12 protein-coding genes and 1 pseudogene are annotated in these 13,383 nt (G+C 70.8%); 8 read left to right on the plus strand and 5 right to left on the minus strand.

Annotated elements, in window-relative coordinates:
- From G6048_RS41080 to cobC, 8 genes and pseudogenes are all read left to right on the plus strand, one after another.
- Window positions 1-842 (plus strand): annotated as a pseudogene (locus G6048_RS41080) (cobyrinate a,c-diamide synthase); the annotation flags it as partial.
- Complete coding sequence (cobI, locus tag G6048_RS41085; protein WP_165344710.1) at window positions 827-1,573, plus strand: precorrin-2 C(20)-methyltransferase; 747 nt, start codon at window positions 827-829, stop codon at window positions 1,571-1,573. The pseudogene G6048_RS41080 and the gene cobI, both read left to right, overlap by 16 nt.
- A gap of 260 nt (window positions 1,574-1,833) precedes the next feature.
- Window positions 1,834-2,652 carry a precorrin-4 C(11)-methyltransferase gene (gene cobM / locus G6048_RS41090; RefSeq protein WP_165344711.1) on the plus strand — a complete coding sequence of 273 codons (819 nt, stop codon included), beginning with the start codon at window positions 1,834-1,836 and terminating at the stop codon, window positions 2,650-2,652.
- A complete protein-coding gene (gene cbiE / locus G6048_RS41095) occupies window positions 2,649-3,932 on the plus strand; it encodes a precorrin-6y C5,15-methyltransferase (decarboxylating) subunit CbiE (protein WP_165344712.1) in 1,284 nt (427 codons plus the stop codon). The genes cobM and cbiE overlap by 4 nt, the downstream gene beginning before the upstream one ends.
- Entirely contained in the window at window positions 3,929-5,647 is a 1,719-nt protein-coding gene (gene cobJ / locus G6048_RS41100; protein ID WP_165344713.1) for a precorrin-3B C(17)-methyltransferase, read from the plus strand. The genes cbiE and cobJ overlap by 4 nt, the downstream gene beginning before the upstream one ends.
- A gap of 5 nt (window positions 5,648-5,652) precedes the next feature.
- Window positions 5,653-6,312, plus strand: a complete 660-nt coding sequence (locus tag G6048_RS41105; RefSeq protein WP_328828464.1) for a precorrin-8X methylmutase — start codon at window positions 5,653-5,655, stop codon at window positions 6,310-6,312.
- Window positions 6,309-7,238 carry a sirohydrochlorin chelatase gene (locus tag G6048_RS41110; RefSeq protein ID WP_165344714.1) on the plus strand — a complete coding sequence of 310 codons (930 nt, stop codon included), beginning with the start codon at window positions 6,309-6,311 and terminating at the stop codon, window positions 7,236-7,238. Before G6048_RS41105 ends, G6048_RS41110 begins: the two co-directional genes overlap by 4 nt.
- Window positions 7,228-8,331, plus strand: coding sequence for an Rv2231c family pyridoxal phosphate-dependent protein CobC (cobC, locus tag G6048_RS41115; RefSeq protein WP_206342763.1), 1,104 nt, complete (start codon window positions 7,228-7,230; stop codon window positions 8,329-8,331). The genes G6048_RS41110 and cobC overlap by 11 nt, the downstream gene beginning before the upstream one ends.
- On the opposite strand, the gene G6048_RS41120 is transcribed toward cobC, so the two are convergent.
- The 5 genes from G6048_RS41120 to G6048_RS41140 form a co-directional block, all read right to left on the minus strand.
- Window positions 8,328-9,419, minus strand: coding sequence for an amidohydrolase family protein (locus G6048_RS41120; RefSeq protein ID WP_165344716.1), 1,092 nt, complete (start codon window positions 9,417-9,419; stop codon window positions 8,328-8,330). The genes cobC and G6048_RS41120 overlap by 4 nt on opposite strands.
- Before the next feature lie 25 nt (window positions 9,420-9,444).
- Window positions 9,445-10,254, minus strand: coding sequence for an amino acid ABC transporter ATP-binding protein (locus G6048_RS41125; RefSeq protein ID WP_165344717.1), 810 nt, complete (start codon window positions 10,252-10,254; stop codon window positions 9,445-9,447).
- Window positions 10,251-11,084: an amino acid ABC transporter permease gene (locus tag G6048_RS41130; protein WP_165344718.1), complete on the minus strand. Its 834-nt coding sequence runs from the start codon at window positions 11,082-11,084 to the stop codon at window positions 10,251-10,253. The genes G6048_RS41125 and G6048_RS41130 overlap by 4 nt, the downstream gene beginning before the upstream one ends.
- On the minus strand, window positions 11,081-11,923 hold the full coding sequence (locus G6048_RS41135) for a transporter substrate-binding domain-containing protein (protein ID WP_165344719.1): 843 nt from the start codon (window positions 11,921-11,923) through the stop codon (window positions 11,081-11,083). The genes G6048_RS41130 and G6048_RS41135 overlap by 4 nt, the downstream gene beginning before the upstream one ends.
- Before the next feature lie 119 nt (window positions 11,924-12,042).
- Complete coding sequence (locus G6048_RS41140; protein WP_165344720.1) at window positions 12,043-12,930, minus strand: alpha/beta fold hydrolase; 888 nt, start codon at window positions 12,928-12,930, stop codon at window positions 12,043-12,045.
- Between the last annotated feature and the right edge of the window lie 453 nt (window positions 12,931-13,383).

A 13,383-nucleotide genomic window follows, 5' to 3' on the forward strand; every position in this document is an offset into this window, starting at 1 on the left:
CCAGAAAGCATGCGAGGCGGAACTGGACCGCCTGCTGGATGTGGCGAGCTGCACCGGCGGCACACCGCCACAGACCAGCCGCCTACCGGCGCAGATCGTGCGCGCCGCCCGGCTGCTGCGCGAGCACGCCCCCTTATCGGCCTGAACGGCCTCGTCCTCAAACGCCGGACGGGCTGCGTGGTGTCGGCCTGGGCTCAACTGAACTGGCCGGGCCAACAGCCCCGAACCAGCCGAAGGCGGCCCCTGTCGTCGCCATCGCCGGCGGGCCCGCCTTCACCTTCTCCTACGCCGAGCATGCCGAGCTGCTTGCCGCCACCGGAGCCCAAGTCGTCACTTTCGACCCCCTCCATGACGAGCAACTGCCCGCCGATACCGCCGGGTTGGTCATCGGTGGCGGGTTCCCGGAGGTGTATGCCGCCGAACTGTCCGCCAACCAACCCCTGCGCAAAGCCATAGCCGAACTCGCGTTCAGTGGCGCTCCCGTCTCCGCCGAATGTGCCGGCCTCCTCTACCTCTCCCGCGAGCTCGACGGTCAGCCGATGTGCGGCGTGCTGGACGCGACTGCCCGTATGGGCGAGCGGTTGACCCTCGGGTATCGGGAGGCCGTGGCCGTGAGCGACAGCGTGCTCGCCGTGGCCGGGACACGGATGCGCGGGCACGAGTTTCACCGCACGGTCGTCGAGCCGGGCGCGGGGGCCGCTCCCGCCTGGGGGCTCCATGCTCCTCAACGGCGGGTCGAAGGTTTCGTACAACAAGGTGTGCACGCGAGTTACGTGCACACGCACTGGGCGTCCGCACCCGGCGTCGCCCGTCGGTTCGTGGAGAGGTGCCGGACGTCATGAGCAGCAGCAGGCTGATCGGAGTCGGAGTGGGCCCCGGGGACCCGGAGCTCGTGACGGTCAAGGGGGTCAATGCTCTCCGCATGGCGGATGTGGTCGTCGTTCCCGTGATGGAGACGGGCGAGCGCGGGCGGGCCGAGGCCACCGTGCTGCACTACGTGCCCGAGGACAAGGTCGTACGGGTCGTGTTCGCGCTCAACGAGCGGTCGGACCGCGGGCGGCGGGAGGCCGCGTGGGACGCTGCCGGTGCACGGGTGGCCGAGTTGCTGCGCATCCACGCATCGGTCGCCTTCGCGACCATCGGCGACCCGAACGTGTACTCCACGTTCACCTATCTCGCGCAGACCATCGAGGAGTTGGCCCCGGGCACGCTCGTCGAAACGGTGCCCGGCATCACCGCGATGCAGGATCTCGCGGCCCGTTCCGGTGCCGTACTGACCGAGGGCACCGAGCCACTCACCCTGGTCCCCGTCACGGCCGGCGCCGCAGTGCTGAAGGACGCGCTGAGCGGCCCGGGCACGGTGGTCGCGTACAAGTTCGGCCGCCTGGCGGAGGAGGTGGCCGCCGCGCTACGGGAAACCGGGCGGCTCGATGACGCGGTATGGGGTTCGGCACTGGGCCTGCCCGACGAGTCGATCCGCTCTGCGTCCGACCTGGACGGCACTCCCCTGCCCTACCTCTCCACCCTCATCGCCCCAGCTCAACGCCACGGCAAACGCGGCGGAAAGCTGTGAACGCTCAGCCGCTTCCAGCCCGTCCGGCGTTTGAGGACGAGGCCGCAAGGCCGACCGACGCCCACCCACCCGCACAGACCCACCTACCCCAGGCACAACCAGCCCGTCCGGCGCTTGAGGACGAGGCCGTTCAGGCCGATCGGGGGTCTGGGGGCGAAGCCCCTCCCGCGGCGGAGCCGCACATTGATACAGCCGGGAAGGGGCGGGGCTGGAGAAGAAGCGCCGCAGGCCACCACCCCAGCCCACACGAGAGGAACCCCATGCCCGACGCCCCCACCCCCAAGGTGACCTTCGTAGGCGCCGGGCCCGGCGCGGCCGACCTGCTCACGTTCCGCGCGGCCCGCGCCATCGCAGAGGCAGACATCGTCATCTGGGCAGCCAGCCTGGTGCAGGAGGAGGTCCTGGAGCACGCGCGCGAAGGAGCGGAGATCCTCGACTCGGCGACCATGTCGCTCGAGGACGTCGTCGCCGTGTACGAACGAGCCGCAGCGGAAGGCCTCAAGGTGGCCCGCATCCACTCCGGCGACCCGGCGCTGTGGGGCGGCACGCAGGAGCAGGTCGACCGGTGCGAGAACATCGGCATCGAGACCGAGATCATCCCCGGCGTCTCCTCCTTCTCCGCCGTCGCCGCGCTGGCCGGGCGCGAACTGACCATCCCCGAGATCGCCCAGTCCGTGATCCTCACCCGCCTCGGCGGCGGCAAGACGCCCATGCCACCGGGCGAGGAGGTCCGCGAGTTCGCACGCCACGGCACCACCATGGCGCTGTTCCTGTCCGCCGCCCGCAGCGGCCAGCTCGTACGGGAGCTGCTGGAGGGCGGCTACCCGACGACGACGCCGGTCGTGGTCGCGTACCAGGCGACCTGGCCCGAGGAACTGATCGTGAAGTGCACGATCGGCACGCTGGAGGAGACCGTCAAGGAGCACAAGCTGTGGAAGCACACGCTGTTCCTGGTCGGCCCGGCCCTCGACGCGCACGGCACCCGCTCGCACCTCTACCACCCGGGCCACTTCCACGGCTTCCGCAAGGCGGACCCCGAGGCACGTAGGGTGCTGCGTACCCGAGGTGCCACCCCATGATCACAACGGGGATCACCGTCATCGGTACGGGAACGGGGTCGCCCCTTCCTCCGGACGCCGAGGCCGAGTTGGCCGCGGCGACGCTCGTCGTAGGCGCCCGTCGGCACCTGGCGGCGGCCCGCCTGCCGGACACGGCGGAACGGATCGTCCTCGGCCCGCTGCCCCCCGCCCTCGACGCGATCGAACAGGCCATGGCGAAGCCGGCGGATCAGCAACGCATCGTCGTACTGGCCTCCGGAGACCCCGGCTTCTTCGGCATCGTACGAGCCCTGGCCGACCGCTTCGGCACCGAAGCCCTGGACGTACGCCCCGCCGTCTCATCCATCGCCACCGCCTTTGCCCGACTGGGCCTGACCTGGGACGACGCAATCGTGGTGAGCGCCCACGGCCGCGACCCACACACCGCGGTGAACGTCTGCCGAGCCCACCCGAAGGTGGCGGTACTGACCGGCCCGGGCGCCGGACCGGCAGAGCTGGGCGCCGCGCTGCAGTCACACTCGCCCCCGCCCTCGAGCGAGCGCGTCCTCATCGTGGCCTCGTCCCTGGGCGCCGGCCCCGACGAACGCCTCGAACGGGTCACCCCCGCCGAAGCCGCCGCCCGCGACTGGGGCCCGGCGGTCAGCGTCGTGCTGTGCCTCGACGAGTCACGTGTCCTCTCCCCCGTACGCACGATCGCCGGGCCACCACCCGGGCCCACCCAATGGGCCCTGGACGAGGCCGAGTTCACGTACCGCGACTCGATGATCAGCAAGTTCGAGGTACGGGCCCTCGCGCTGGCCCGGCTCGCGCCGCGGCTCGGCGACCATGTCTGGGACATCGGCGCGGGCTCCGGCTCGGTCGCGGTGGAGTGCGCGCGGCTCGGGGCCGCCGTGACCGCCGTCGAGAAGAGCGGGAACGGCGTGGAGCGCGTACGCGCCAACGCCGCCGCGCACGGCGTCGACGTGGCCGTCGTACAGGGCGTCGCACCCGCCGTACTGTCCGAACTCCCCGCCCCCGACGCCGTGTTCATCGGAGGCGGCGGGCGTGAGCTGCCCGCGATCGTGACGGCCTGTGCGCGGCGGGCACCGCGGGCGATCGTGGTCGCCATGGCCGCGCTGGACCGGGTTCCGGCGGCACGGGAGGCGCTGCTGGCCGCCGGGTACACCTGTGATGGCGTACTCCTGCAGTCGTCCCGGCTCGCGCCGCTGCCCGGGGACGTGACCCGGCTCGCGGCGACCAATCCCGTCTTTCTGCTGTGGGGCGTGCGGCCCCTGGCGCGTACCGAGGGAGTTGCACAGTGATCGGCCTGATTTCGGCGACGGCGGCGGGTGCCAGGGCCCGTGAACGGGTGGCCGCAGCCTGGCCGGATCGTACGCGGGTGTACGAGGGCCCGGTGGGCGATGCCGTACGGCGGGCCTTCGCGGAGTGCGAGCAGTTGGTGTGCTTCCTCGCGACGGGGGCCGTGGTCCGGCTCGTCGCGCCCCTGTTGGAGGACAAGGCGTCCGATCCCGGGATCGTGTGTGTCGACGAGGGCGGACGCTTTGCCGTGTCCCTTGTCGGCGGGCACGGAGGCGGTGCCAATGAACTCGCCTGCGCGGTGGGTGAGTTGCTCGGCGCGCAGCCCGTGGTGACGACGGCGACGGACGCGGTCGGGGTGCCCGGCCTCGACACGCTCGGTTTTCCGGTCGAGGGGGAGGTCGCCGCCGTGGCGCGGGCCCTGCTGGACGGGGAGCCCGTCGCCCTGGATGCGGAGGTGCCCTGGCCGCTCCCTCCGCTTCCCGTAACCCCGGCAGGCCAGTACACGATCCGCGTCAGCGACCGCCTGGCCGAGCCCGCCGCGCACGAAGTCGTCCTCCGCCCGCCGTCCCTCGTCGTCGGCGTCGGCGCTTCCAAGGGCGCTTCCGTGGACGAGGTGTTGGAGAACATCGAGGACGCCCTGCGCGATGCCGGCCTCTCCGCCAAGTCCGTCGCCGAACTCGCCACCATCGACGCCAAGGCCGACGAGCCCGGCATCGTGGAGGCAGCCGCCCGCCTGGGCGTACCTCTAGTCACCTACTCCGCCAAGGAGTTGGCGGCCGTGGCCGTGCCCAACCCGTCGGACGCCCCGATGACCGCCGTCGGTACGCCCTCCGTCGCGGAGGCCGCCGCGCTCGTACAGGGTGGCGAACTCCTCGTGCCCAAGCGGAAGTCGGCCGGACGGCCGGGACAGCCCAGTCAGCCCGGACAACCCGCACAGCCAGCGATGGCGACCTGTGCCGTCGTACGGCGTCCGCCCCGCGGCCGACTCGCCGTCGTCGGCCTCGGTCCCGGCGCGCGCGACCTCCTCACCCCACGCGCCAAGGACGAACTGCGCCGCGCCTCCGTGCTCGTCGGCCTCGACCAGTACGTCGACCAGATCCGCGACCTGCTACGCCCCGGCACCCGGATCCTGGAATCCGGACTCGGCGCGGAGGAGGAACGAGCTCGAACCGCCGTGGCGGAAGCCCGACTTGGTCACGCTGTCGCGCTGATCGGCAGCGGGGACGCGGGTGTGTACGCGATGGCCTCGCCCGCGCTCGCGGAGGCGTCCGACGACATCGACGTGGTCGGAGTGCCGGGAGTGACCGCCGCGCTCGCGGCAGGAGCGATCCTGGGGGCGCCGCTCGGTCATGACCACGTGTCGATCAGCCTGTCGGACCTGCACACGCCGTGGGAGATCATCGAGCGGCGGGTAAGGGCCGCCGCGGAGGCGGACATCGTGGTGACGTTCTACAACCCCCGTAGCCGGGGCCGCGATTGGCAGCTTCCCAAGGCTCTGGCGCTCCTCGCCGCGCACAGGAAGCCGACGACGCCCGTCGGTGTCGTACGCAACGCCTCGCGTCCGGACGAGTCCAGCCGCCTCACCACGCTCGCCGAACTCGACGCGGCCACCGTGGACATGATGACGGTCGTGACGGTGGGCAACACGGCGACCCGTGAGATCGCGGGCCGTATGGTCACGCCGCGCGGCTACCGCTGGCAGGAGGAGCCTCAGTGAACCGAGTGAGCCAAGTGTTCCCGGAGTCCCGTGTCGTTCACCCGATCGAGCGGGAGTCCTTCCGGCGGCTGCGCGCCCGGCTCGACACCTCGCATTTCCCTCCCTTGACGCGCGCGGTCGTGGAGCGGGTGATCCACTCGGCGGCCGACCTCGCGTACGCGGAGGATCTCGTCATGGACGAGGCCGCGCTGGAGAAGGCCCATGCCGCGCTGCACGACGGGGCGCCCGTCGTGGTGGACGTGGAGATGGTCGCGGCGGGCATCACCCGGCGCGAGACCGTGTGCCGGCTGAAGGACGCCGAGTCCGGTCCCGGGCTGACCCGTTCGGCGCATGCGATCCGGCTCGCGTACGAGCAGGTCGGGCCCGGTGCGCTCTGGGTGATCGGCTGCGCTCCGACCGCGCTGGAGGAGCTGCTGACGCTGGACGCCGCTCCGGCGCTCGTCATCGGTCTGCCCGTCGGTTTCGTCGGCGCGGCGGAGTCCAAGGCCGCGTTGCGCGAGAGCGGGCTGCCCGCCGTCAGCAACGTCTCCGAGAAGGGCGGTTCGGCGGTCGCCGCGGCGGCACTGAACGCCCTGCTGTATCACTCCGTACCCCCAGTTCCACCCGTTTCGCCAGTTCCCACCGCCGTATCCGAGGCCTCTGCGCCCTTGAAGGAGAAACCGTGACCACGTCCCAGCCGCCCGCCCTGCTCATCGCCGGACACGGTACCCGGGACGACGCGGGCGCCGAGGCCTTCCGTGACTTCGTGCGGGAGTTGGGCCGCCGCACTCCCGAACTCCCCGTCGCGGGCGGCTTCATCGAGCTGTCCCCGCCGCCGCTCGGCGACGCCGTGACGGAGCTGGTCGAGCGAGGGGTACGCCGTTTCGCCGCCGTCCCGCTGATGCTCGTGTCCGCCGGGCACGCCAAGGGTGACATTCCGGCGGCGCTGGCCCGTGAGAAGGAACGGCACCCGGGGATCTCGTACTCGTACGGGCGCCCGCTCGGCCCGCACCCCGCGCTGCTCACCGTGCTGGAGCGAAGGCTCGACGAGGCGCTCGGTGCTACGGCGCGCACGCCCTTCGACCGGGCCGATGTGACCGTCCTCCTCGTCGGCCGCGGCTCGACCGACCCGGATGCCAACGCGGAGGTCCACAAGGCGGCGCGGCTGCTGTGGGAGGGGCGGGGGTACGCGGGCGTGGAGACGGCTTTCGTTTCGCTGGCGGCGCCGGATGTGCCGTCCGGCCTCGACCGCTGCGTGAGGCTGGGCGCCCGCCGGATCGTCGTGCTCCCCTACTTCCTGTTCACCGGCATCCTGCCGGACCGGGTGCGGCTGCAGACCGAGGGCTGGGCGGCGGCGCACCCGGAGATCGAGGTGCGGTCGGCCGAAGTCATCGGCCCGGAGCCGGAGTTGCTCGACCTGGTGATGGAGCGCTACCGGGAAGCCGTGGCCGGCGACCTCCGGATGAACTGCGACTCCTGCGTCTACCGCATCGCGCTGCCGGGCTTCGAAGACAAGGTGGGCATGCCGCAGCAGCCGCACTTCCATCCGGACGACGACGATCACCACCACGACGGCCATCACCACGGGCATGCACACTCCCATGTCCACTGAGAGAACCGAGGGAACCGAGAACCGGGCACACGACCTTCGTCACCACGGTGACGCCGAGGTACGAGACGACGGCTCGGCCCTCGTCGACCTCGCGGTGAACGTCCGCGCAGACACCCCACCGACGTGGCTGCGCGACCGCATCGCCGAGTCACTGACCGGCTTGGCCGCCTACCCGGACGGGCGGCCCGCGCGTGCGGCGGTGGCCGCCCGGCACGGGCTCCCTGTCGAGCACGTGCTCCTCACCGCGGGCGCGGCGGAGGCCTTCGTGCTGCTCGCCCGCGCCTTGAAGGTACGTAAGCCGGTGGTGGTGCACCCGCAGTTCACCGAGCCGGAGGCGGCGCTGCGGGACGCCGGCCACACGGTGGGCCGGGTCCTGCTGCGCCCCGAGGACGGCTTCCGCCTCGCCCCCTCGGCCGTCCCCGAGGACGCGGACCTGGTGCTGATCGGCAACCCGACCAATCCGACGTCCGTCCTCCACCCGGCCGCGAGGATCGCCGAACTCGCCCGCCCGGGAAGGACGTTGGTGGTCGACGAGGCGTTCATGGACGCGGTACCGGGAGAGCGCGAGGCCCTTGCCGGGCGAACGGACGTCCCCGGCCTGGTGATACTGCGCAGCCTCACCAAGACCTGGGGTCTGGCCGGGCTGCGGATCGGCTACGTGCTCGCTCCTCCGGAGGTGATCGCGGATCTGGAGCGGGCGCAACCGCTGTGGCCGGTGTCCACGCCGGCCCTCGCGGCGGCGGAGGCCTGCATGTCCCCGCGGGCCCTGGCGGAAGAGGCCGAAGCGGCCCACCGCGTCGCCGCCGACCGAGCCCATCTCGTCGCCGGGCTCCAGGAGTTCGCCCCGGACGGCCTGTCCGTGACCGAGCCCGCCGAGGGCCCCTTCGTCCTCATACGTCTCCCCCGCGCGGCGGCCGTACGCCACCACCTACGCACCCTTGGCTACGCGGTGCGCCGTGGGGATACGTTCCCGGGGCTGGGCGAGGACTGGCTACGCCTGGCGGTCCGGGACCGGGCGACGGTGAACGGCTTCCTTCAGGCGCTGGACCGGGCGATGACGCTGGCGGGCCACGGGGGCGAAAGCACCCGCTAGCCGACAACCTTCCCGTTCAGCACCACCCTCCGCGGAGCGGCCAGCACCCGTACATCCGCCCGCGGATCCCCGTCGTACACCACGAGGTCCGCGGGCGCCCCCTCCTCAAGGCCGGGCCGTCCCAACCACGCCCGCGCACCCCACGTCGTGGCCGACAGTGCCTCGACCGGAGGGATCCCGGCGGTCACCAGCTCCGCCACTTCCCCGGCCACCAGCCCGTGCGCGAGGGAACCGCCGGCGTCGGTCCCTACGTACACCGGGATGCCCGCGTCGTATGCGGACCGCACGGTGTCGTAGCGGCGCTCGTGGAGCCGTCGCATATGGGCGGACCAGCGCGGGTACTTGGACTCGGCGCCGGCCGCGAGGCTCGGGAACGTGGCGATGTTGACGAGGGTGGGGACGATGGCGACGCCGCGTGCGGCGAAGAGGGGGATGAGGTCCTCGGTCAGGCCCGTGGCGTGCTCGATGCAGTCGATGCCGGACTCGACCAGGTCCCGCAGGGAGTCCTCGGCGAAGCAGTGTGCGGTGACGCGCGCGCCGAGTCGATGGGCCTCGGCGATGGCCGCCTCGACCGCGTCGCGCGGCCAGCAGGCGCCCAGGTCTCCGGTTCCGCGGTCGATCCAGTCGCCCACCAGCTTGACCCAGCCGTCACCGCGCCGGGCCTCCTGAGCCACGTATGCGACGAGATCGTCCGGCTCGATCTCCCACGCGAAGTTGCGGATGTAGCGGCGGGTGCGGGCGATGTGGCGGCCGGCCCGGATGATCTTCGGGAGGTCTTCGCGGTCGTCGATCCAGCGGGTGTCGGAGGGCGAACCGGCGTCCCTGATGAGGAGGGCACCGGCGTCGCGGTCGGTCAGTGCCTGCTTCTCGGCGACGTCCTCCGGCACGGGGCCGCGGGTGTCGAGCCCGACGTGGCAGTGCGCGTCGACGAGGCCGGGGAGGGCCCAGCCCTGGACCGTACGGACATCACGGGCGCCGACGGGACGCTCGTAGGAGACTCTGCCGTCGATCACCCAGAGTTCGTCCCGGGCGTCGTCGGGGCCGACGAGCACCCGCCCCTTCACGTGCAGCACCGCGCGATCGCTCATGTACTGCACTTTAGTCAGCCGGGTACTACTCCCCCTTGCCCACCTGGTCGGAGACCTCTTCCTCCACATCGGCCATCGCGGGATCGAGCAGCCGGGACAGGAAGTGCCTCGTCCGCTCATGGGCCGGGTTGCCGATGACCTGCTCAGGCGAGCCGTCCTCGACGATCACGCCGTCGTCCATGAACACGACCCGGTCGGCGACCTCGCGCGCGAAGGTCATCTCGTGGGTGACGACCATCATCGTCATGCCCTCGTTCGCGAGCATGCGCATCACGGCGAGGACGTCGCCGACGAGTTCGGGGTCGAGCGCGGAGGTGGGCTCGTCGAAGAGCATCACCTCGGGGCCCATGGCGAGCGCGCGGGCGATCGCCACGCGCTGCTGCTGGCCGCCGGAGAGCGAGGACGGGTACGCGTCCGCCTTCTCGGAGAGGCCGACGCGCCGCAGGTTGTCGGCGGCCACCTTCGCCGCCTCCGCCTTGTCGCGGCCCAGTACGCGGCGCTGCGGCAGGGCGAGGTTCTCGGTGACGGACAGATGCGGGAAGAGGTTGAACTGCTGGAAGACCATGCCGATCCGGCGGCGTACGGCGTCGATGTCCACGTCGGGATGGGTGACTTCGGTGCCGCCGACGAAGACCTGGCCCTTGGTGGGCTCCTCCAGGAGGTTCACGCAGCGGAGCAGCGTGGACTTGCCGGAGCCAGACGGGCCGATGACGCACACGACCTCGCCGCGGCCGATCTCCAGGTCGATGCCGCGCAGCACCTCGTTGTCGCCGAAGGACTTGTGCAGGCCCTTGACCTGGATCTCCGGTGCCGCCGAAGAGACTTCCGTGCTCATTTGGTGGCCTCCCCGGCCTTCGCCTCAAGACGGCGTACGACAAAACCGAGCGGGACCGTGACCAGCAGATAGCACAGGCCCGCGACCAGGATCGGCGTGGAGTTGGCGCTCTCGCTCGCCAAGTCCCGGCCGAACTTGGCGAGTTCACGCTCTTCGAGGGTGACACCGAGGAACAGCACCAGCGAGGAGTCCTTGAAGAGGAGGACGAGTTCGTTGGTGAGCGGCGGGATCACGATGCGGAACGCCTGCGGGATGATGATCGAGACCATGGCGCGCGCATGCGAGAAGCCCAGCGAACGGGCCGCCTCCATCTGCCCCTTGGGCACCGCCTGGATGCCCGCGCGGATCGTCTCCGCCATGTACGCGGCGGCCACCAGACCGAGCGCGAGGGCGACCTTCCCGTACGTACCGCCGGGGATCTCCGTGCCCGGGAAGGCCAGCGGAACGGCGACGCCCACGAAGATGAAGATCAGGAGGGCGGGCAGTCCGCGGAAGAACTCGATGTAGAGGCCGGCGAGCCAGCGGTACGGACCCACCGGCGAGAGCCGCATGAGCGCGATGACCATGCCGAGGACGAGGCCGAACACGAAGCCGGACAACGTGTAGAGCACGGTGTTGCGCAGGGCCAGCGTGATGATGTCCGGGAACAGTTCCTTCGCCAGGTCGGCCTGGGCGAACTGGTTCTGCAGCCGGCCCCAGTCGGCCGTGACGCCGAGGGCGACCAGGGCGGCGACGAATACCGCGTACTGGATGCCCCGCGAGACGGCGCGCTTCTGGCGCCTGGTCAGTCCCTGCTTGCGTGGCTGGACGTGGGTGTCGGCCTTGCTCATGAGGCGGGGGACGGGGAAGCGGAGGCGGCGCCCGCGGCGTATGGGCCGATCCACTGCTCGTACAGCTTCTTGTACGTGCCGTCGGCCTTCGCGTCCTTGAGCGCCTTGTTGATGGCCTGGACGAGCTCGGTGTTGCCCTTCTTCACCGAGAAGCCGTACTGCTCACCGGTGTTGAGGTTGTCGACGACCTGGAAGGCATTGGCGTTCGCCTTGTCCTTGAGCCAGCCCTGGACGACCGGGTAGTCGATGATGACAGCCTGGACCTGGCCGGTGCGCAGGCCGTTGAGGACCGCGTCGGAGCTCTCGAAGGAGACCGGGTCGAAGCCCTTGCCCTTCGCGTACTCCTCGCCCGTCGTCTGCGCCTGGGCGCCCAGCTTCTTGCCCTTCAGAGCGTCGAACGAGCCGATGCCGCTCTTCTTGTCGACGAGGACGGCCTGGGTGGCGTCGAAGTACGGGTCGGAGAAATCGACGTTCTTCTTGCGCTCGTCGGTGATCGTCATGCCGGCCGCGGCGAGGTCGCACTCCCCGGAGTTGAGGAACGCGCCGGTCTTGAAGTTCTCGAACGGCGTGTCCAGGATGTCCTGCTTCACGCCCAGGTCCTTGGCGACCAGGTCGATCAGCGAGACGTCGAAGCCCTGCACCTTGCCGTCGATCTCCGACTGGAACGGCGGATACGGAAGGTGCGTGCAGGTCGTGAGCTGCCCCGCCTTCACGATCGAGACCCCCTTGACGGTCTCCCCACCCCCGTCACCCGAGGAACAGCCGGCCACGAGCACCAGCCCGGCCGTCGCGGTGGTGGCGGCCAGAATGCGGGCCCGGCGTCCGAGGACCGTGTTCACGGGGGTGACCTCCTGAAGGGGTCTGCGAGGGAACTTGACCTTCCGATTATAAGGAAGGCTTGGACCCCCTCAAATCATTCCCATGACAGGAGGGAGCTCCGACCTGTGAAGTTTCGGTCTCAGGAGCTCTGCCGCTGGACCTGCGACGCGTGGCCGAGGATCGCGGAGGCGAGTGGGCCGAGCACCGGGCAGGGCAGTGCGTGCCCCATGCCGGGGATCTCGACGAGGCGCGCACCGCGGATCACCTGGGCGAGGTACTGCGGATGCGGCGGAGGGAAGACGGGCTCGGCGGGCGCGGAGATCACGAGGGTGGGCACGTCGGTCTTGGCGAGTTCGTCGGTGCGGACCATGCCGGAGTCGTCGGCACGGCCGTGCGCGGTGCCGGCGATGTGGTGCCCGGTGTGTTCGATGATCTTCCGCTCGAGGTCACGGAAGTACTCCGCGTCGAAGGGGATCCGCTCGCCACCCAGTGCCCGCCAGTGTTCGACTCGTCGGTCCAACTCGGCCTCCAGTCCCCGGTCTTGGACGGGCCGGGCCCACATCTCCAGGACGTGGGGCGCGATTCCGGGGAGCTCCTCGGCGGGCGTCCGGGTTCCGTCCGGGTGGACGTACGGGGCGGTGCTGAGCGCACAGGTTCCCATCAGGGTGGCGCTGAGCAGTCGGTCGGGGTGGTCGGTGATCAGGAGCTGGGCCAGCATTCCGCCCAGCGACAGGCCGACCACGTGGGCACGTTGGATGCCGAGGCCGTCCAGTACGGCGAGTGCGTCCTCGGCGAGGGCGGTGATGGGGTAAGGCCGCTCGTCGAAGGACCAGGTGGAGCGGCCGGTGTCGCGGTGGTCGTAACGGATGACGCGGTGATGGGCGGCCAGCGTGTGCACCAGTTCGTCCGGCCAGCCCACGCCCGATGCCTGGGCTCCCATGATCAGCAGAAGTGGAGGGGCGTCGGCGGGGCCGTGTTCCTCCACCCACAGGCGGATGCCCGGTGCGGCGTCGATGAAGTGCTGCATGGGCGCCCTTCGGGGTCGGTTGCGGTTCGGTCGTGAGCGGCAGGGTCGGCGATGCCGAGCGATAAGCACGCGAGTCGATACGTACCGTCTCGCATGGCGCTCAACATACAGCACGTCGCGAGTCCGCGCCGGACCTGCGGCGTCAGTCGCCCATGTCGAACCGGGGTAACGAGCTGTTCCAGTTGGAGTGCGCTCGATCGTGTTCTGGTGAACGGGAGTGAGCCCCAGCGCTCCTTGGCGTTATGCGCCGGACGGTCATCGTGCCCGCCTTTGGGGAGGGGAACGGAGGTGCTGGTGTCGAATGCGTGACCTTTACGGGCCGGTCTCGTTGGATGCGGTGACAGGGTTGGGGTTTTCGGGGCGAAGCTGGGCGGGGGTGACGGATGGGCGGGCTGCGGGAGGTGGTGGAGCCGTTCGTGGCGTCCGGTCCGGCCGGTGTCGCGATCCGTACCC

The sequence above is a fragment of the Streptomyces ureilyticus genome (assembly GCF_011045025.1).
GTDB lineage: Bacteria > Actinomycetota > Actinomycetes > Streptomycetales > Streptomycetaceae > Streptomyces > Streptomyces ureilyticus.